The following is a 17,390-nucleotide window of genomic DNA, read 5'->3' on the forward strand; positions in this document are numbered from 1 at the left end:
CCACCTTTTCGGAAAAACCGCGCGGCGATTGCTCGGCTAAAACATGATAATTGCGACGCTAAGTGTCTGATTTTGGCTTGAGCCGCCCGGCGCGCCCGTGCCAATGTCGTGCGGACCAAATCATAGCAAAAAGGGATGAGATCATGGACGTTCGCGCCGCCGTTGCCGTGCAGGCAGGAAAACCGCTTGAGGTGATGACGGTCCAGCTTGAGGGGCCGAAGGCCGGCGAGGTGCTGATCGAGATCAAGGCGACCGGCATCTGCCACACCGACGACTTCACCCTGTCTGGCGCCGATCCGGAGGGCTTGTTTCCGGCGATCCTCGGCCATGAGGGTGCCGGCATCGTCGTCGATGTCGGACCGGGCGTGACGTCGGTGAAGAAGGGCGACCATGTCATTCCGCTCTATACGCCCGAATGCCGCGAATGCCCGTCGTGCCTGTCGCGCAAGACCAACCTGTGCACGGCGATCCGCTCGACGCAAGGCCAGGGCCTGATGCCGGACGGCACCTCGCGCTTCTCGATCGGCAAGGACAAGATCCATCACTATATGGGCTGCTCGACCTTCGCCAATTTCACCGTGCTGCCGGAGATTGCCGTTGCCAAGGTCAATCCCGACGCCCCCTTCGACAAGATCTGCTATATCGGCTGCGGCGTCACGACAGGCATCGGCGCGGTCATCAACACCGCCAAGGTGGAGATCGGGGCAACGGCGATCGTCTTCGGTCTCGGCGGCATCGGCCTCAACGTCATCCAGGGCTTGCGGCTGGCCGGCGCCGACATGATCATCGGCGTCGATCTCAACAATGACAAGAAGGCCTGGGGCGAGCGCTTCGGCATGACGCATTTCGTCAACCCGAAGGAGGTCGGCGACGACATCGTACCCTATCTCGTCAACATGACGAAGCGCGGCGCCGACCAGATCGGTGGTGCCGACTATACCTTCGACTGCACCGGCAACACCAGGGTGATGCGCCAGGCGCTCGAAGCTTCGCATCGCGGCTGGGGCAAGTCGGTGGTCATCGGCGTTGCCGGCGCCGGCCAGGAGATCTCGACGCGTCCGTTCCAGCTGGTGACCGGCCGCTCGTGGATGGGGACGGCCTTCGGCGGTGCGCGCGGCCGCACCGATGTGCCGAAGATCGTCGACTGGTACATGGAGGGCAAGATCGAGATCGATCCGATGATCACCCACACCATGCCGCTCGAAGACATCAACAAGGGCTTTGAGCTCATGCACTCCGGAAAAAGTGTCAGGGGCGTGGTGGTTTACTGAGCATCCAGGAAATTATGGATCGGAGCGACACTCATCGCTCCGGTCCAATTTATTCATGAACGGCTGCATCTGTTGTGCTACTGTTCCGTGGGTAAGGACCAGGACATCGTCATGCATCGAAACCAATCTGTTTCATTGACCGACCGCCAGCAAAAGCTTGTCGACCAACTCGTCGGATCGGGCCGTTATCACGGCGCGAAGGATGTCATCGCAGCGAGCTTACGCTTACTTGAAGACCACGAAAAGCAGGCGAATGCCTTCATCGCGGATATGGAACGAGAGATTGCTCTCGGTTTGGAAAGCGGTGAGGCTAAGCCGATGGAATCGGCGGACGAATTGCTGTCGAAGTTCCGTCGGCAGAAGTAACGCATGGCAGGACAGATAATCCGAAGGCCGCTTTTCGTTGAAGATGTTCGCTCGGCCTGGGCATACATTACGGAAGAAAACTCCGCCGCAGCGGATGCTTCGGTTCGGGAATTGGAAAAACGATATCAGATCCTCGCCGTTAATCCGCTGCTCGGCGTTCAACGGTTTCCGAAATATCCAAATCTTCGTATGTTTCCTTTCAGACAGTACATCATAATCTATGATCCACTGGCGAACGGTTCCGGCGTAGAATTGATCCGCTTCCTTCACGCCGCGAGAGATTATCATCGCTTCTTTGATGATTGATGCCATGTCTTTCATCGTTCCCGGATGTTCCATTTTAAGCTTAGCACAATGATTTATGTCGATGCCGATGCCTGTCCGGTGAAGCCGGAGATCCTGAAAGTTGCCGAACGCCACGGCATCGAGGTGACTTTTGTCGCAAATTCCGGGCTGCGGCCGTCGCGGGATCCGATGGTGCATAACGTCATTGTCTCCAACGCCTTCGATGCCGCCGACAACTGGATCGCCGAGCATGCGGGTGCCGGCGACATCGTCGTCACCGCGGACGTGCCGCTTGCCGGCCGTTGCGTCGCGACCGGAGCGCTGGTGACGGGGCCGACCGGCCGCATCTTTGACAAAACGAATATCGGCATGGCCACGGCCATGCGCGATCTCGGCGCGCATCTTCGCGAAACCGGCGAAAGCAAGGGCTACAATGCCGCCTTCTCGCCACGCGACCGCTCCGCCTTTCTCGAAACCTTCGACCGGCTCTGCCGGCGTGCTAGAGCATGATCTCAAAAAGTGCGCAGCGGTTTTTGGATAAGATCATGCAAAATCAAAATATTAGAGCGTAGTGGCGGTTCGAAGAAAAGCCATAACGCTCTAAAATCCATCAAACGCCTGGAGGCCAGCAGTGAACATCATTTCCCAGAACACAGCATTCGGCGGCATGCAGGGCGTCTTTTCGCATGAGTCCGAAGCCTGCAAATGCGAGATGACCTTCGCCGTCTTCGTGCCGCCGCAGGCGATCAAGGAGCCCCGCCCCGTCCTTTGGTATCTTTCCGGCCTCACCTGCACCCATGCCAACGTCATGGAAAAGGGCGAGTATCGCCGCATGGCCGCCGAGCTCGGCCTGATCATCGTCTGCCCGGACACAAGCCCGCGCGGCAACGATGTGTCGGACGAGCTGACCAATTGGCAAATGGGCAAAGGCGCCGGCTTCTATCTCGATGCCACCGAAACGCCCTGGGCCGAAAACTACCAGATGTACAGCTACATTGCCGAGGAACTGCCCGCGATCATATCGAAGCAATTCCGTGCCGATATGAGCCGCCAGGCCATCTTCGGCCATTCCATGGGCGGCCACGGCGCCATGACGATCGCGCTGAGGAACCCGGAGCGCTTCAAGAGCTGCTCGGCGTTCGCCCCGATCGTACAGCCGTCGACGGCCGATTGGTCCGCACCTGCCCTCGAAAAATATCTCGGCAGCGACAAGGCCGCATGGCGCCGCTACGACGCCTGCGCACTCGTCGAAGACGGCGCCCGCTTCCCCGAATTCCTTGTCGACCAGGGCAAGGCCGACAGCTTCCTTGAAAACGGCCTGCGTCCCTGGCTGTTCGAAGAGGCGATCAAGGGCACCGACATCGATTTGACCCTGCGCATGCATGACCGCTACGACCATTCCTATTACTTCATCTCCAGCTTCATGGACGATCATCTGAAGTGGCATGCCGAACGCCTGGCACGGTGAAGATGGCATGGCTGCCATGCGGTTCTTGCCTTGAAAAGTGCCTTCGGCAAAGGCATATAGGCAATACGCAGACGACTGCGGCGGCCGGCGCCCATAACCGGCCGCAGACACCGCGGGGACGGCCTCGCTCTTAACAAAGGAGCGTAAAATGGCTTGGTTCCTGCTTTTCCTCGCAGGCTTGTTCGAAATCGGCTGGGCGGTCGGCCTCAAATATACCGACGGATTCACCCGGCCGATGCCGACGGTTCTCACCGTCATATCCATGATCATCAGCGTCGTGCTGCTCGGTTTGGCCGTAAAGACCCTGCCGATGGGCACCGCCTACGCGGTCTGGACCGGCATCGGCACGGTTGGCACGGTTCTGCTCGGCATATGGCTGCTCGGCGATCCCGCGACTTTCGTCCGACTGCTCTGCATCGGCCTGATCGTGGCCGGCATTGCCGGCCTCAAGCTCGCGGCCTGACGGGCTACGGGCGGCGCTGGCGATTGTCCAGCGCCCATTTTCCCGATCCGGCAAACACCAGAAACAGGAAGATGAAGCAGAATAGCACCGCGCCATCTCCCTCATTATTGGCCGGGAAGAAATTGATCGGCATATGCACCTTGAAATAGGCGATCGCCATTTCGCCGCTGAGGAGGAAGGCGACTGGGCGGGTGAAGAGACCGAGCAGGATGAGGATACCGCCCACGAACTCGATGATCGCAGCCGCGAAGAACAGCGTCGTGATGGCGTAAGGTGCCGGCGGAAAGCCGAAGAGCTTCTGCGTGCCGTGTTGGATGAACAACAGGGCAGTGATGATTCGCAGAATTGCGAGGGCTGCAGGCTGATAGGGCGACAAGCGCTCGGAAAGTGACATGAAGATCTCCGTTCGAAGGGGGAATGCGAAGGGAGATCCTGTCGAAAGTATTCTCGCTTCGCTGACAGAGGCATCAACACGCGAGAGACGGATTTATTCGGCGGGCTCGAGCACCAGCCCGCCGAATAAATGGATTACTTCTTGTTGTTGTCGAGCGCCAGAAGGCCCGGACCTGCGAAGATCAGGAACAGGAAGAGGAAGCAATAGAGGATCGCTCCGTCACCGCCATTGTTGGCCGGGAAGAAATTCTTCGGATAATGCGCCATGAAATAGGCGACCGCCATATTGCCGCAGAGAATGAAGGCAACCGGGCGGGTAAAGAATCCGGCGACCGTCGCCAATCCCCCGACGACTTCGATGATACCCTGAACCAAAAGCAAGGTCGGCAGCGGGCTTGGAAATTGACCGCCGGCCGGAAAGCCGAAAAGCTTCTGCGTGCCATGTTCGATGAACAGCAGGCCGGTGACGATACGCAACACAGTAAGAGCATAGGGCTGATACTGATTCAGCCGATCGGAAAGCGCCATTTTAAACTCCAGTTCTAACTCCCCCACGAGGAAGCATTAGTGTGGATGGTCGCGAACGTGAAAACACGGATTCTGACGTCCAATCAATTTTCCGTGCGAAATCCGTGACTTGTTGTCACAGACTTACAACGGGATGTTGTCGTGCTTCTTCCAGGGATTGGTCAGGTCCTTGTTGCGCAACATTCTGAGCCCCTGCGCCAGCCGCCGCCGCGTCGAGCGCGGCATGATCACCTCGTCGATGTAGCCGCGCTCGGCGGCGACGAATGGCGACAGGAAACGATCCTCGTACATCTTCGTATGCGCTGCAATCTTTTGCGGATCGGCGATATCCTTGCGGAAGATGATTTCCACCGCCCCCTTGGCGCCCATCACGGCGATCTGTGCCGTCGGCCAGGCATAGTTGAGATCGCCGCGCAGATGCTTCGAGGCCATCACGTCATAGGCGCCGCCAAAGGCCTTGCGGGTGATGACGGTCAGTTTCGGCACGGTCGCTTCGGCATAGGCAAAGAGCAGCTTGGCGCCATGCTTGATCAGCCCGCCATATTCCTGCGCGGTTCCCGGCAGGAATCCGGGCACATCGACGAAGGTGACGATCGGGATATTGAAACAATCGCAGAAGCGCACGAAGCGTGCCGCCTTTCGCGATGCATCGCTGTCGAGAACGCCGGCGAGCACCATCGGCTGATTGGCGACGAAGCCGACCGTGGCCCCTTCGATGCGACCGAAACCGCAGACGATGTTCTTGGCGAAGCTTTCCTGTATCTCGAAGAAATCGCCCTCGTCCGCGATCTTCAGGATCAGTTCCTTGATGTCGTAGGGCTTGTTGGCATTGGCCGGGATCAGCGTATCGAGCGAGTTATCGGGCTCGGTCACGGATTGATAGCATTCGATCTCCGGCACTGTCGCCGTGTTCGACTGCGGCAGGAAATCGATGAGACGGCGCACCTGCAGCAGCGTATCGACATCATTGTCATAGGCCGCATCGGCGATCGACGATTTCGTCGTATGCACCGAGGCGCCGCCGAGCTGCTCGGAGGTAACGGTCTCGTTGGTGACGGTCTTCACCACATCCGGCCCGGTGACGAACATGTAGGATGTGTCGCGCACCATGAAGATGAAGTCCGTCATGGCGGGAGAATAGACGTCCCCACCGGCGCACGGGCCCATGATGATGGAGATCTGCGGAATGACGCCCGACGCCAGCACATTGCGCTGGAACACTTCGGCATAGCCGCCGAGCGCGGCCACGCCTTCCTGAATGCGGGCGCCGCCCGCGTCATAGATGCCGATGATCGGCGCGCGGTTCTTCAGTGCCATATCCTGTACCTTGGTGATCTTTTCCGCATGTGCTTCCGAAAGAGATCCACCGAAGACCGTGAAATCCTTGGCAAAAATGAAAACGGTTCGGCCGTTGACTGTGCCCCACCCAGTCACGACGCCGTCGCCGGCGATCTTGCTCTTGTCCATGCTGAAATCGGTCGAGCGATGTTCCACGAACATGTCGAATTCCTCGAAGGAGCCCTCGTCGAGAAAAATATCGATGCGCTCGCGCGCCGTCAGCTTGCCGCGCGCATGCTGCGCGTCGATGCGCACCTGCCCGCCTCCAAGCCTCGCGACACCGCGACGGCGCTCCAGTTCCTGCAGGATTTCCTTCATGCGGTTCTCTCTCCTTCACCGCTTGGACTAGAGCATTTTCGCTCTAGCATGGCCCAAGCACCGTTTGAAGCTGCCGGCTCAGTCCGCCAGCCGCGGCGTCGTCAGCGAAAAGATGGAGCGGACGCGAGCAGCGATATCCTCTGCCATCAACTCATCCGCCGTGGCCGGATCGGGAGCGGTGGTTTTGGTCTCGAAAGATGCCATGGCGACCACGGCGCCGCCGTCCAACGCCGCAGCGTCGATGTTGACCTTGGCGCTGTTGCGATCGCGGTTGAAGCCGCGCGCCCTGCGAACATCGGTCAGCCGGACGGTGATTGCGACCTGTGGCAAGGGTTGATTGTAGGTCGTTGCGGCGATCGCCGCATTGACGCGATCGTTGACGGCTGCGGCCAGCGCCGGCGATACCGGCGGCAGAGCCTGATCCGCAATCACGGTGGCGCTACGCAGGGCATAGGTAGGAGGCGGAGGGTCGACGGACCAGCTTGAGCAGGCTGCCAGCGCCAAACATCCCACGAGCGCCGAAGCGACACCCGACCTCAACCACGACATGATACCCGTCCAGACCTACGAACTTTTAAGATACGAAGACCGATATAAAGGACTGGAAATCAACAATGTTCAACTGCGAAGCGCGGAAAAAACATCGGTCGCGGCCTGAAATTCCTCAAAACGTTGTGCACGACGCTGTTCGGCCTCTTCGTCGCTGCCCCAATGCTCGATCGTCCAGTCCTCGTCGAGATGGGCAAGCGACCAGACATCCGTGAGCGGCAGGAAACCTTCGGCAAAGGCCAACGCCAGGATCGCCGAGCCGGTGAGGGTTGTGATCGTATGCAGGCTCGCAAGTTCCATCGGCGTGTCATACTTGCGCAACGCGGCGGCGAAGGCTGTGGTGGCTTCGCCTAGCTGTTCCTGATGCATGACGCCTTCGGCCAGGATGAAGCGGGCGCCGATATCGCGCGCCGCCCATTCGATCACCGGGTTCCAGCGTTCCGATTGCCGTTCGACAAGGCGCTCCGGTCCGTCGGCGCGGTAGCAAAGCAGATCGCTGCCGGAGAAGCGGACGATTTCGTCGAACACGGCCTGGCTCTCCGTCGCAACACCGTCGATGGCCGTGTTGACGAGGCGTGTTACCGGCATGCTGGCCGGGTCGATCACGTCGACCTGTCGCGCCCATTCGGCGGCCACCAGTCTGGCAAGCGCTTCCGTCGGCAGGGCCAGCGAATGCCGCGCCGGCGTCTTCACCACCTTGCCGTCGAGAGCGATGGCGTGACCGCCCTCGTCCGCGCTGATCGTCACATCCTTGTAGAAGCGCTTGGGCAACGGCTTCTTCATCTGGATCTGCGCACGGCGGATCGGATCGGGATGGCTAAGACCTTCGGAAAGATCGTTCAACAGGTCGCGCATGGCGTCACCTCAGAGAATATGGCTCAACAGGTCGTTCGGATGGTGGGCGATGGCATCGGCTCCGGCCGCCAGCAGCTCTTCCACCGAGGCATAGCCCCAGGCGACGCCGATGGCGGTCGCGCCCGCCGCCTTCGCCATCTGCATGTCGTAGATGGCATCGCCGATCACGATGGTATCGTGCGGATCCATGCCTGTTTCGTCGCAGCATTCCGTCACCATCGCCGGATGCGGCTTGGACGGGCAATCGTCGGCGGTGCGCGAGACTATGAAATAGGGCGTGAAATCGTTGACCTCAAGGATGTGGGTCAAACCGCGGCGGGATTTACCCGTCACCGCGCCGATCAGCAGTTCATCGCGGCCCGCAAGCGTCTCGATCAGCGGCTTGATGCCGTCGAAGAGCGGCGTCTGCATGTCGGCCTCGTCCCGCACGTCGGGAAAGATCGACTTGTAATGCGCCGTCATCGCGATCGCTTCCTCGTCCACATGCGGCTTGCCCTGCAGGCGGGAAATGGCGATATCGAGCGACAGGCCGATGATCGACTTCGTCGCCGAAACGTCGGGGCGCTTATAGCCGAAGGCGACAAAGGTTCGCGCCATGACCTCGTGGATCAGCCGCGCGCTGTCGACCAGCGTGCCGTCGCAGTCGAAAAGGACCAGCCTCATTCGTCGTCCGGCTCCCCCGCCGATTCCATGTCAAAGCCAAGAAGGTTCCAGGTCTGCACCATATGCGGCGGCAAAGGCGCGGTGACGCGGAGCCGCCCGCCGTTCGGATGCGGGATATCGATGTGACGCGCATGCAGATGCAGGCGCTTCTGAACACCGCCCGGAAAATCCCAATTCGGATCATCATCGAAATATTTGGGATCGCCGATGATTGGATGGCCCATATGCAGCGCGTGGACACGCAACTGGTGCGTGCGGCCGGTATAGGGTTCCATTTCCAGCCATGCGAGGCTCTGCGCCGCGGTTTCGAGCACGCGATAGTAGGAGATGGCGTGATCCGCGCCCTCCTCGCCATGCTTGGCGATACGCATGCGGTCGCCATCCGGCGTCGCTTCCTTCACCAGCCAGGTGGAAATCTTGTCCTCGTGCTTGCGCGGCACGCCCTTGACCAGCGACCAATAGGTCTTCTTGGTGTCGCGCTCGCGAAAGGCCGCCGTCAGCTTCTGCGCGGCACCACGGGTGCGGGCAACGACAAGTACACCGGATGTGTCGCGGTCGAGACGGTGCACCAGGCGCGGCTTTTCGCCCTTCTTGCTCGTCCACGCCTCCAGCATCTTGTCGATATGACGTGTGAGGCCGGAGCCGCCCTGCACCGCAAGGCCCGCGGGCTTGTTCAGCACATAGACCTTGTCGTCTTCATGCAGCAGCATGCGCGCAAGAAGCTCGCCGTCGCCGGCGTGTTTGAGGTCGTTGCTGGCGATCGGACCACTCTTCAGCGCCTTTGCATCGACATCGAGCGGCGGCACGCGCACCGTCTGCCCCGGCTGCACGCGCGCATCCGTCTTCACGCGGCCACCATCGACACGCACCTGTCCGGAACGCATCAGCTTCTGCAATTGCCCGAAGCCGAGCCCTGGAAAATGCACCTTGAACCAGCGGTCGAGGCGCATGCCGGCTTCCTCAGGCTCGACCTGTATATGTTCAATCCCGGCCATACTTCTTCTTTCAAATACCGCGGCATGCCCCAGGGAGCGCCACGCGCTCGTTGGACGGGGTCATGCGAATTCAAACGACGGGACCATCAGCCCCGCGGCCGGAGATTTCCTGGCCTTTTGACGTGGCTTTAGAGCATTTCGAGGAAAAGTGGAAACCGGAATTATACGGCAGGATAATTTTCTGGCTCAGTTCCCCTTGGCCGAGACGATAGGCAGATTGATGTCGACCATGCCGGCCTTGTCGAACATCAGCATTACGGGCACCGTGCCGCCCTGCTTGAAGGGCGCCTTCACCTGCTTAAACATCATGTGCATCGTGTTGGGCGCAAGCGTCACGGTGGCGCCGGCGGGAATGGCGATGCCGCCCTTGATTTCACGCATCTTCATGATCTCGCCATCCATCTTCATCTCATGCAGCTCCACCTTGCCGGCGGCCGACGAGGTCACGGAGGCGAGCTTGTCGTCCGCCTTTCCGCCGTTGTGGATTGTGATGTAGCCGCCGCCGACCGGCTGACCTGGAAGCATGGCGCGAACATAGCCGCCGCTGATATCGAGATTGCCGAGCTTCGCCGCAGCGGAGCCGGAAGGCGCCGCGCTGGCGTCCATATGCATTCCGGGCATGGACTTCATCGCGCCGCTGTCCTGCGCCATTGCCCCGCCGAGGGACAGCGACAATGCGCCGATCGAAATCAGCAATGTGGCGGCCTGGTTGCGGTTCATCGTCATCTCCTGCCCGGTTCCTCAATCGACCAGAAGGGATAGCCTCTCCCATGACAGTTGCAAAGGCCCGTAATCATTAGGGAACGCAGGATTGATCGGCGCGACAAAAATTTGTTCAGCGGCGACATTTGCCCCTTGCCATCTTCGATCGGGACCGGATAATGGCAACTGACCTTGTTGGGAGAATCCGGCGCAAGCCGGTGCCGAAGGAGCAACCGCCCCGGAAACTCTCAGGCCAAAGGACCAGCAAGGGGCAGACGGAACTCTGGAGAGAAGCGCGCAAGCGTTCGCCGAAGGGATAACAATCTCAGGCAAACAGACAGAGGGGGCTCATCGTCAGGCGCAGTCGCGCCGAAATTGTGAGCTCTGCGCTTCGAGATGAGCGCAAAACCCGGAGGCGTCATTTGGACGAGACCGCTGCCCTCAAGACAACACCCCTTCACGCCCTGCATCTGTCGCTCGGTGCCCGCATGGTGCCGTTCGCCGGCTATGACATGCCCGTGCAATATGCCCCCGGCGTGCTGAAGGAACATCTTTGGACCCGATCCTCCGCCGGCCTGTTCGACGTGTCGCACATGGGTCAGGTAACGATCCGCGCCCGCTCCGGCAAATATGAGGATGCAGCGCTTGCGCTGGAAAGCCTCGTGCCGGTCGATATTCTCGGCCTCGCCGAAAATCGCCAGCGCTACGGCTTCTTCACCGACGACAAGGGCGGCATCCTCGACGATCTGATGATCGCCCATATGGACGACTATCTTTTCGTCGTGGTGAACGCCGCCTGCAAAGAGCAGGATTTCAAGCATCTTCAAGAGCATATAGGCGAGAGCTGCGAAGTTACATTACTCGATCGCGCCCTCATTGCCCTTCAGGGACCGCGCGCCGTCGACGTGCTTGCCGAACTCTGGGCCGACATCGCCCACATGAAGTTCATGGATGTGCGCCATTGTCGCCTTCACGACGTTTCCTGCCTCGTGTCGCGCTCCGGCTATAGCGGCGAAGACGGTTTTGAAATCTCCGTGCCATCCGACAAGGCCGAGGATATCGCCCAGCGGCTGCTGGAGCATCCGGACGTCCAGCCGATTGGCCTCGGCGCCCGCGACTCGCTGCGCCTCGAAGCCGGCCTCTGCCTCTATGGCAACGACATCGACCAGACGACGACGCCGATCGAAGGCGCGCTGGAATGGGCCATCCAGAAGGCTCGCAAGACCGGCGGCGCGCGCGCCGGCGGCTTTCCCGGCGCAACCCGCATTCTCGCCGAACTCGATGGCGGCACCTCGCGCCGCCGCGTCGGCTTGAAGCCGGAGGGCAAGGCACCGGTGCGCGGCCATGCCAAGCTCTATGCCGATGCCGAAGGCAAGGCGGAGATCGGCGAAGTCACCTCAGGCGGTTTTGGCCCGAGCGTCGAATCTCCGGTCGCGATGGGCTATGTGCCGACTGAATTCACCTCGCCCGGCACTATCGTTTACGCCGAGGTGCGCGGCAAATACTTAGCCGTCGCCGTCAGCGCCCTGCCTTTCATCAAGCCAACCTACAAACGTTGAACGTCTTTTCCAGAGAGGATTATCCATGCTGAAATTCACCGAAGAACACGAGTGGCTGAAGATCGAAGGCGATGTCGCCACAGTCGGCATCACCGCGCATGCGGCCGAACAGCTCGGCGACCTCGTTTTCGTGGAATTGCCCGAAGTCGGCGCCCGCTTCTCCAAGGGCGACGACGCGGCAACCGTCGAATCCGTCAAGGCGGCCTCTGAAGTCTATTGTCCGCTCGACGGAGAGATCACCGAAGTCAACGAAGCCATCACCGCCGATCCGGCGCTCGTCAATTCCGACCCGATGGGTGCCGGCTGGTTCTTCAAGCTCAAATTGAAGAATGTTGGCGATGTCGATGGTCTTCTTGATGAATCCGGTTACAAGGAGCTGATCGGATAATGACGACGCCTACGGAATTCACATTCACCGACTACCAGCCATATGATTTCGCCAATCGTCGCCATATCGGCCCGTCTCCCTCCGAGATGGCCGATATGCTCAAGGTGATCGGCTACAACAGCCTCGATGGCTTGATCGACGCGACGCTGCCGCCAGCCATCCGCCAGAAGGCGCCGCTCGCCTGGGGCGCGCCGATGACGGAGCGCGAGGCGCTCGACAGGCTGCGCGAGACCGCCAACAAGAACAAGGTCCTGGTTTCCCTCATCGGCCAGGGCTACTACGGCACGATCACGCCGCCGGTCATTCAGCGCAATATCCTGGAAAACCCGGCCTGGTACACGGCCTATACGCCCTACCAGCCCGAGATCAGCCAGGGCCGCCTCGAGGCTCTCCTGAACTACCAGACGATGATCAGCGATTTGACCGGTCTCGATGTCGCCAATGCATCCTTGCTCGATGAAGCGACCGCCGCGGCCGAAGGCATGGCGATGGCGGAACGCGTCGCGAAATCCAAGGCAAAAGCCTTCTTCGTCGATGCCGAATGCCACCCGCAGACCATCGCGCTGATCAGGACCCGCGCCGAGCCGCTCGGCTGGACCGTCATCGTCGGCAATCCCTTCACCGATCTCGACCCCGTCGACGTCTTCGGCGCCGTCTTCCAGTATCCGGGCACGCATGGTCACATCAACGATTTCACCGGTCTGATCGCACGCCTGCACCAGACCGGCGCAATCGCCATCATGGCGGCCGATCTCCTCTCCCTGACGCTGCTGAAATCACCCGGCGAAATGGGCGCGGATATCGCCATCGGCTCCTCGCAGCGCTTCGGCGTGCCTGTCGGCTATGGTGGCCCTCATGCTGCGTTTATGGCCGTCAAGGACGACTACAAGCGCTCCATGCCCGGTCGTCTCGTCGGCGTTTCGGTCGATGCGCGTGGCAATCGCGCCTATCGCCTGTCGCTGCAGACCCGCGAGCAGCATATCCGCCGCGAAAAGGCGACGTCGAACATCTGCACCGCCCAGGTGCTGCTTGCCGTCATGGCCTCCATGTATGCGGTCTTCCACGGCCCGCAAGGCCTCAAGGCTATCGCCCAGCAAGTGCACCAGAAGGCCGTACTGATGGCCAAGGGGCTGGAGAAGCTCGGCTATACCGTCGAACCGGAAAACTTCTTCGACACGATCACCGTCGAGGTCGGTCACATGCAGGGTCTCATCCTGCGCGCGGCCGTCGCCGAAGGCGTGAACCTGCGCAAGGTCGGCGAGACGAAGATCGGCATCAGCCTGGACGAACGCACCCGCCCGGCAACGGTGGAAGCCGTGTGGCGCGCATTCGGCGACGATTTCCGCATTGCCGATTTCGAGCCGTCCTATCGCCTGCCGAAGAGCCTGTTGCGCACCAGCGAATACCTGTCGCACCCGATCTTCCACATGAACCGCGCCGAAAGCGAGATGACGCGTTACATCCGTCGTCTCTCCGACCGCGATCTGGCGCTCGACCGTTCGATGATCCCGCTCGGTTCCTGCACGATGAAGCTCAATGCGACCGCGGAAATGCTGCCGATTACCTGGCCGGAGTTTTCCGATATCCATCCATTCGTGCCGGCCGATCAGGCGCTCGGCTACCGCGAGATGATCGATGATCTGACGGACAAGCTCTGCGCCATTACCGGCTACGACGCCTTCTCCATGCAGCCGAACTCCGGCGCGCAGGGCGAATATGCCGGCCTCCTGACCATCCGCAACTACCATATTGCCAATGGCCAGGGTCATCGCGACATCTGCCTCATCCCGACCTCCGCGCACGGCACCAATCCCGCCTCGGCACAGATGGCGGGCATGAAGGTCGTGGTCGTCAAGGTCAGCGACGACGGCGATATCGACATGGCCGATTTCCGCGCCAAGACCGAGCAATATGCCGACAACCTCTCCTGCTGCATGATCACCTATCCTTCGACGCATGGCGTCTTCGAGGAGACGGTGAAGGAGATCTGCGATCTCGTGCACAAGCATGGCGGCCAGGTCTATCTCGATGGCGCCAACATGAACGCCATGGTCGGCCTCTCGCGCCCCGGCGATATCGGCTCTGACGTCAGCCACCTGAACCTGCACAAGACCTTCTGCATTCCGCACGGCGGCGGCGGCCCCGGCATGGGCCCGATTGGCGTCAAGGCGCATCTGGCACCCCACCTGCCCGGCCATCCGGAAACGGACGGCCGCAGCGGCGCGGTCTCGGCGGCAGCCTTCGGCTCGGCCTCCATCCTGCCGATCTCCTGGAGCTACTGCTTGATGATGGGCGGCGAAGGCCTGACGCAGGCGACGAAGGTGGCGATCCTCAACGCCAACTATATCGCCGCGCGGCTGAAGGGCGCCTACGATGTGCTCTACAAGTCCAAGGCCGGACGCGTCGCGCATGAATGCATCATCGACACCCGCCCGCTGGCCGCAAGTGCCGGCGTGACGGTCGACGATGTCGCCAAGCGCCTGATCGATTGCGGCTTCCACGCACCGACCATGAGCTGGCCGGTTGCCGGTACGCTGATGATCGAACCGACCGAATCGGAAACGAAGGCCGAGATCGACCGATTCTGCGAGGCGATGCTGGCGATCCGCGAGGAAGCCCGCGCCATCGAAGACGGTCGCATGGACAAGACCGACAATCCGCTGAAGAACGCTCCGCACACGGTGGAAGACCTCGTCGGCGAATGGGATCGCCCCTATTCGCGCGAACAGGCCTGCTTCCCGCCCGGCGCGTTCCGTGTGGATAAATACTGGTCCCCGGTCAATCGCATCGACAACGTCTATGGCGATCGCAACCTGATCTGCACCTGCCCGCCGCTGGAATCCTACGCCGAGGCAGCCGAATAGGATTTTTGCGAAAAAGCGAAGCGGTTCAGTCGCTTCGCTGGAAACAGACATAAATCTATTGCGAAACTTGTCTATGAAAACGCCGCGCGTCCTACCGGATGCGCGGCGTTTTTGACGACGCGGCAATGGGGCCTTGGAATTCAGATTTATGCCGGAACAACCGGATTTTCATTTCGTCGCCGGGGGGCGAACGGAGGCTTGCTTGCGGATGCGATCACGCCGCAAAGCCCGTATAAAGCTGCTTGCCCTGTTCCGATTCTGGTCGGCTTCTCCAATGGAGCCACCGTGGCCGCATCGGCTCCGCGCCGGGAATAATCCGCGATCGGCTTGTACGGAAAGGCATATGACATGAACCAGGAGAATCTTTTGGACGCGGACAATCCCGACGGCTACATCGCGGCCGCCTTCGCAACGGACGATCCGTCCTCCATCGCCAGGGCATTGGGCGAAGTCGCCCGCACGCGCAACATGAGCAAACTCGCCAAGGATGTCGGCATGAACCGATCGGCGCTCTATCGGGCTTTGAGCGGCGAGGGAAATCCTGAATTCGCGACGATCCTGAAAGTCGTCAAGGCGCTCGGCCTCAAGCTGACGCCGGTGCCGGCGGCACGATGAGAATTCGAAAGACCTGCGAATAGCGCTTCGAAGTCGCGCAATCTCGGCCCTGCACGATGCTCGATGATTCGCCAGGGACGACCGATCGGTCACCGTCAGCCGATCGCTTCCTCAAGCAGAAGAAGTATGAGAAACCCCGCGAAGAACATCACCGTCACCCAGGGGCGATCGGGTGTTTCATGGGCTTCGATCAGCAATTCCTCGGTGACGAGATAGAGAAGTGCAATCAGCCCGAAGGCGAAAAAGCCGGTTAAAATGGGATCGGGCAGCGAAGCGATTGGCGTCCCGAGCAAAGCGCCGATAGGTAACAGGAGCGCAAGTGCCGCCGTGACGGCGACGATCCTTGCACGGGAACGTATGCTCTCACCAAGCACGTTCGCCACGGTCAGGCCAAGGAACAGCACCTCGATCGTCAGAGCGATCGTCAGCAGCAAACCGACCTTCGGGCCAGCTGCAAACCCGATGCCGAGCACGAGGCCGTCGATCAGGATATCGATGCCGATGGCCGCAAGGAGGCCGACCGGCCCCTTGGCCCAATTTTCCAGTTGCTTGACCAATAGCATGACGACGACGCCGATTGCGCCGCCGATCACCGTTGCCAGGGGAGAGCCGCGATGCATGACATCCGGCAGGATTTCGCCGGCTGCCGCCGCGAACACGACGCCGGCGGCAAAGTGCTGGATTGCGCTGACAAGGTTGGGTCCCGGCCGCGTATTCACCGCAACAGCGGCACCCGCGATGGCTGCTGCCGCCGGGATCAATGTGTAAATCCATGCCGAAGCCACCACAAAGTCTCTCCGTTGTTCGCCTTGTCGACTTAATCCGGCTGCGCCGGTCAGCCAAGGAGGCGACAGAGAAACCTACGCATGCGTCGAGCAAAGCACGAAACGCATCAAGGTGAAATACGACGAAATCTGCTTTTAGGCGGGTTGCGCAGCCTGCCGTTGTGCCGCAAGGGCTGCAAGATCGGCGGGCTTCAATTCGACGGATTCGCCGCAGCCACAGGCCGAGGTCTGGTTCGGATTGGTGAAGATGAAGCCCGAGCGCAGCGTCGTCATCTCGAAGCCCATTTCCGTGCCGAGAAGATAAAGCACGGCCGACGGCTCGACCCAGACCCTCACGCCATCGCGCTCGATCAGGTCGTCCTTCGCGTTCGGCTCGGTCACCAGGTCGATGGTATATTCCATGCCCGCGCAGCCGCCCTTCTTGATGCCGACGCGAACGCCCTTGGCATCCGGGCCGGAATTCTCGACGATCGCCTTGACGCGGGCTGCTGCCGCATCCGTCATGCTCATGACTGCAAAGCCCATGGGTTCATTCTCCTTCCGCAACCGGGGTCAAGATCCGGCGCTTCGAGTCTTAATGTAAAGCCGGCGGCTGAAAGCTTCAATACCAGCCGACGGCGACCTGCGCTTCTTCGGACATGCGATCCGGCGTCCACGGCGGATCGAAGGTCATGCTGACCTCAACGCCGGACACGCCTTCGACGGCGCCGACGGCATTCTCGACCCAGCCCGGCATCTCGCCGGCGACAGGGCAACCAGGTGCTGTCAGCGTCATGACGATCTTCACCATGCGGTCGTCTTCGATATCGATCTTGTAGATCAGCCCGAGCTCGAAGATGTCGGCGGGAATTTCAGGATCGTAGACCGTTTTCAGCGCCGAAATGATGTCGTCGCTGAGGCGCGCCAGCTCATCCTCGGGGATGCTGGAATGCACGATCCCTTCGCGCACGTCGATCTTCTGTTCGCTTTCGTCGAGTGACATCGC

General features: G+C 60.6%; 21 protein-coding genes and 2 riboswitches. Of the genes, 10 read left to right on the plus strand and 11 right to left on the minus strand.

The window, feature by feature from the left end; all coding sequences use genetic code 11:
- Positions 1 to 143: 143 nt before the first annotated feature.
- From CCGE531_RS10330 to sugE, 6 genes are all read left to right on the plus strand, one after another.
- Complete coding sequence (locus CCGE531_RS10330) at positions 144 to 1,271, plus strand: S-(hydroxymethyl)glutathione dehydrogenase/class III alcohol dehydrogenase (RefSeq protein ID WP_120664076.1); 1,128 nt, start codon at positions 144 to 146, stop codon at positions 1,269 to 1,271.
- Between the two features lie 87 nt (positions 1,272 to 1,358).
- Positions 1,359 to 1,637, plus strand: coding sequence for a type II toxin-antitoxin system ParD family antitoxin (locus CCGE531_RS10335; protein WP_245458829.1), 279 nt, complete (start codon positions 1,359 to 1,361; stop codon positions 1,635 to 1,637).
- A 3-nt stretch (positions 1,638 to 1,640) separates the two neighbouring features.
- Positions 1,641 to 1,943 (plus strand): type II toxin-antitoxin system RelE/ParE family toxin, encoded by a 303-nt coding sequence (locus CCGE531_RS10340; RefSeq protein ID WP_120664077.1) that lies wholly within the window; start codon positions 1,641 to 1,643, stop codon positions 1,941 to 1,943.
- Between the two features lie 48 nt (positions 1,944 to 1,991).
- Positions 1,992 to 2,432 (plus strand): YaiI/YqxD family protein, encoded by a 441-nt coding sequence (locus CCGE531_RS10345; RefSeq protein ID WP_075850584.1) that lies wholly within the window; start codon positions 1,992 to 1,994, stop codon positions 2,430 to 2,432.
- Positions 2,433 to 2,553: 121 nt separating this feature from the next.
- Positions 2,554 to 3,390, plus strand: a complete 837-nt coding sequence (gene fghA, locus CCGE531_RS10350; protein WP_120664078.1) for an S-formylglutathione hydrolase — start codon at positions 2,554 to 2,556, stop codon at positions 3,388 to 3,390.
- 148 nt (positions 3,391 to 3,538) lie between these two features.
- The gene (sugE, locus tag CCGE531_RS10355) at positions 3,539 to 3,853 is read left to right on the plus strand and encodes a quaternary ammonium compound efflux SMR transporter SugE (RefSeq protein ID WP_120664079.1); all 315 of its coding nucleotides are present in this window, start codon (positions 3,539 to 3,541) and stop codon (positions 3,851 to 3,853) included.
- A gap of 4 nt (positions 3,854 to 3,857) precedes the next feature.
- Here the strand turns inward: sugE and CCGE531_RS10360 are convergent, their stop codons facing one another.
- The 8 genes from CCGE531_RS10360 to CCGE531_RS10395 all read right to left on the minus strand — a co-directional run bounded on the left by CCGE531_RS10360 (position 3,858) and on the right by CCGE531_RS10395 (position 10,212).
- Positions 3,858 to 4,247 carry a DoxX family protein gene (locus tag CCGE531_RS10360; protein WP_120664080.1) on the minus strand — a complete coding sequence of 130 codons (390 nt, stop codon included), beginning with the start codon at positions 4,245 to 4,247 and terminating at the stop codon, positions 3,858 to 3,860.
- Positions 4,248 to 4,381: 134 nt separating this feature from the next.
- The gene (locus tag CCGE531_RS10365; protein WP_120664081.1) at positions 4,382 to 4,774 is read right to left on the minus strand and encodes a DoxX family protein; all 393 of its coding nucleotides are present in this window, start codon (positions 4,772 to 4,774) and stop codon (positions 4,382 to 4,384) included.
- A gap of 123 nt (positions 4,775 to 4,897) precedes the next feature.
- On the minus strand, positions 4,898 to 6,430 hold the full coding sequence (locus CCGE531_RS10370; RefSeq protein ID WP_120664082.1) for an acyl-CoA carboxylase subunit beta: 1,533 nt from the start codon (positions 6,428 to 6,430) through the stop codon (positions 4,898 to 4,900).
- A gap of 78 nt (positions 6,431 to 6,508) precedes the next feature.
- On the minus strand, positions 6,509 to 6,979 hold the full coding sequence (locus tag CCGE531_RS10375; protein WP_120664083.1) for a hypothetical protein: 471 nt from the start codon (positions 6,977 to 6,979) through the stop codon (positions 6,509 to 6,511).
- Between the two features lie 69 nt (positions 6,980 to 7,048).
- The gene (locus CCGE531_RS10380) at positions 7,049 to 7,834 is read right to left on the minus strand and encodes an ATP12 family chaperone protein (protein ID WP_120664084.1); all 786 of its coding nucleotides are present in this window, start codon (positions 7,832 to 7,834) and stop codon (positions 7,049 to 7,051) included.
- Positions 7,835 to 7,843: 9 nt separating this feature from the next.
- A complete protein-coding gene (locus tag CCGE531_RS10385; RefSeq protein ID WP_120664085.1) occupies positions 7,844 to 8,497 on the minus strand; it encodes an HAD-IA family hydrolase in 654 nt (217 codons plus the stop codon).
- Positions 8,494 to 9,492 (minus strand): RluA family pseudouridine synthase, encoded by a 999-nt coding sequence (locus tag CCGE531_RS10390; RefSeq protein ID WP_120664086.1) that lies wholly within the window; start codon positions 9,490 to 9,492, stop codon positions 8,494 to 8,496. Before CCGE531_RS10390 ends, CCGE531_RS10385 begins: the two co-directional genes overlap by 4 nt.
- Before the next feature lie 186 nt (positions 9,493 to 9,678).
- Positions 9,679 to 10,212: a copper chaperone PCu(A)C gene (locus tag CCGE531_RS10395; RefSeq protein WP_120664087.1), complete on the minus strand. Its 534-nt coding sequence runs from the start codon at positions 10,210 to 10,212 to the stop codon at positions 9,679 to 9,681.
- A gap of 168 nt (positions 10,213 to 10,380) precedes the next feature.
- Positions 10,381 to 10,464, plus strand: a riboswitch (glycine riboswitch).
- Positions 10,465 to 10,467: 3 nt separating this feature from the next.
- Positions 10,468 to 10,545, plus strand: a riboswitch (glycine riboswitch).
- Between the two features lie 71 nt (positions 10,546 to 10,616).
- Between CCGE531_RS10395 and gcvT the strand changes: the two genes are divergently transcribed.
- The 4 genes from gcvT (at position 10,617) to CCGE531_RS10415 (ending at position 15,620) form a co-directional block, all read left to right on the plus strand.
- The gene (gene gcvT, locus CCGE531_RS10400; protein WP_120664088.1) at positions 10,617 to 11,753 is read left to right on the plus strand and encodes a glycine cleavage system aminomethyltransferase GcvT; all 1,137 of its coding nucleotides are present in this window, start codon (positions 10,617 to 10,619) and stop codon (positions 11,751 to 11,753) included.
- 25 nt (positions 11,754 to 11,778) lie between these two features.
- Positions 11,779 to 12,141, plus strand: coding sequence for a glycine cleavage system protein GcvH (gcvH, locus tag CCGE531_RS10405; RefSeq protein WP_120664089.1), 363 nt, complete (start codon positions 11,779 to 11,781; stop codon positions 12,139 to 12,141).
- Positions 12,141 to 15,005, plus strand: a complete 2,865-nt coding sequence (gene gcvP / locus CCGE531_RS10410; RefSeq protein ID WP_120664090.1) for an aminomethyl-transferring glycine dehydrogenase — start codon at positions 12,141 to 12,143, stop codon at positions 15,003 to 15,005. The genes gcvH and gcvP overlap by 1 nt, the downstream gene beginning before the upstream one ends.
- Before the next feature lie 348 nt (positions 15,006 to 15,353).
- Positions 15,354 to 15,620 carry an addiction module antidote protein gene (locus tag CCGE531_RS10415; RefSeq protein ID WP_120664091.1) on the plus strand — a complete coding sequence of 89 codons (267 nt, stop codon included), beginning with the start codon at positions 15,354 to 15,356 and terminating at the stop codon, positions 15,618 to 15,620.
- A gap of 95 nt (positions 15,621 to 15,715) precedes the next feature.
- On the opposite strand, the gene CCGE531_RS10420 is transcribed toward CCGE531_RS10415, so the two are convergent.
- The 3 genes from CCGE531_RS10420 to CCGE531_RS10430 form a co-directional block, all read right to left on the minus strand.
- Complete coding sequence (locus CCGE531_RS10420; protein WP_120664092.1) at positions 15,716 to 16,408, minus strand: transporter; 693 nt, start codon at positions 16,406 to 16,408, stop codon at positions 15,716 to 15,718.
- Positions 16,409 to 16,540: 132 nt separating this feature from the next.
- Positions 16,541 to 16,930: a Fe-S cluster assembly scaffold SufA gene (gene sufA / locus CCGE531_RS10425; protein ID WP_120664093.1), complete on the minus strand. Its 390-nt coding sequence runs from the start codon at positions 16,928 to 16,930 to the stop codon at positions 16,541 to 16,543.
- A 76-nt stretch (positions 16,931 to 17,006) separates the two neighbouring features.
- Positions 17,007 to 17,387, minus strand: coding sequence for an SUF system Fe-S cluster assembly protein (locus CCGE531_RS10430; RefSeq protein WP_120664094.1), 381 nt, complete (start codon positions 17,385 to 17,387; stop codon positions 17,007 to 17,009).
- Positions 17,388 to 17,390: the final 3 nt, after the last annotated feature.

Origin of the sequence: Rhizobium sp. CCGE531, assembly GCF_003627795.1 — a bacterium.
Lineage (GTDB): Bacteria > Pseudomonadota > Alphaproteobacteria > Rhizobiales > Rhizobiaceae > Rhizobium.

Excerpts from the sequence above, each read along its gene's own strand:
- gcvP (WP_120664090.1), top strand. The coding sequence starts at position 12,141 with ATGACGACGCCTACGGAATTCACATTCACCGACTACCAGCCATATGAT.
- sugE (WP_120664079.1), top strand. The coding sequence starts at position 3,539 with ATGGCTTGGTTCCTGCTTTTCCTCGCAGGCTTGTTCGAAATCGGCTGG.
- CCGE531_RS10415 (WP_120664091.1), top strand. The coding sequence starts at position 15,354 with ATGAACCAGGAGAATCTTTTGGACGCGGACAATCCCGACGGCTACATC.
- CCGE531_RS10395 (WP_120664087.1), bottom strand. The coding sequence starts at position 10,212 with ATGAACCGCAACCAGGCCGCCACATTGCTGATTTCGATCGGCGCATTG.
- CCGE531_RS10345 (WP_075850584.1), top strand. The coding sequence starts at position 1,992 with ATGATTTATGTCGATGCCGATGCCTGTCCGGTGAAGCCGGAGATCCTG.
- CCGE531_RS10390 (WP_120664086.1), bottom strand. The coding sequence starts at position 9,492 with ATGGCCGGGATTGAACATATACAGGTCGAGCCTGAGGAAGCCGGCATG.
- CCGE531_RS10430 (WP_120664094.1), bottom strand. The coding sequence starts at position 17,387 with ATGTCACTCGACGAAAGCGAACAGAAGATCGACGTGCGCGAAGGGATC.
- CCGE531_RS10360 (WP_120664080.1), bottom strand. The coding sequence starts at position 4,247 with ATGTCACTTTCCGAGCGCTTGTCGCCCTATCAGCCTGCAGCCCTCGCA.
- CCGE531_RS10340 (WP_120664077.1), top strand. The coding sequence starts at position 1,641 with ATGGCAGGACAGATAATCCGAAGGCCGCTTTTCGTTGAAGATGTTCGC.
- gcvH (WP_120664089.1), top strand. The coding sequence starts at position 11,779 with ATGCTGAAATTCACCGAAGAACACGAGTGGCTGAAGATCGAAGGCGAT.
- CCGE531_RS10375 (WP_120664083.1), bottom strand. The coding sequence starts at position 6,979 with ATGTCGTGGTTGAGGTCGGGTGTCGCTTCGGCGCTCGTGGGATGTTTG.
- sufA (WP_120664093.1), bottom strand. The coding sequence starts at position 16,930 with ATGGGCTTTGCAGTCATGAGCATGACGGATGCGGCAGCAGCCCGCGTC.
- CCGE531_RS10380 (WP_120664084.1), bottom strand. The coding sequence starts at position 7,834 with ATGCGCGACCTGTTGAACGATCTTTCCGAAGGTCTTAGCCATCCCGAT.
- CCGE531_RS10385 (WP_120664085.1), bottom strand. The coding sequence starts at position 8,497 with ATGAGGCTGGTCCTTTTCGACTGCGACGGCACGCTGGTCGACAGCGCG.
- CCGE531_RS10365 (WP_120664081.1), bottom strand. The coding sequence starts at position 4,774 with ATGGCGCTTTCCGATCGGCTGAATCAGTATCAGCCCTATGCTCTTACT.
- CCGE531_RS10370 (WP_120664082.1), bottom strand. The coding sequence starts at position 6,430 with ATGAAGGAAATCCTGCAGGAACTGGAGCGCCGTCGCGGTGTCGCGAGG.
- CCGE531_RS10330 (WP_120664076.1), top strand. The coding sequence starts at position 144 with ATGGACGTTCGCGCCGCCGTTGCCGTGCAGGCAGGAAAACCGCTTGAG.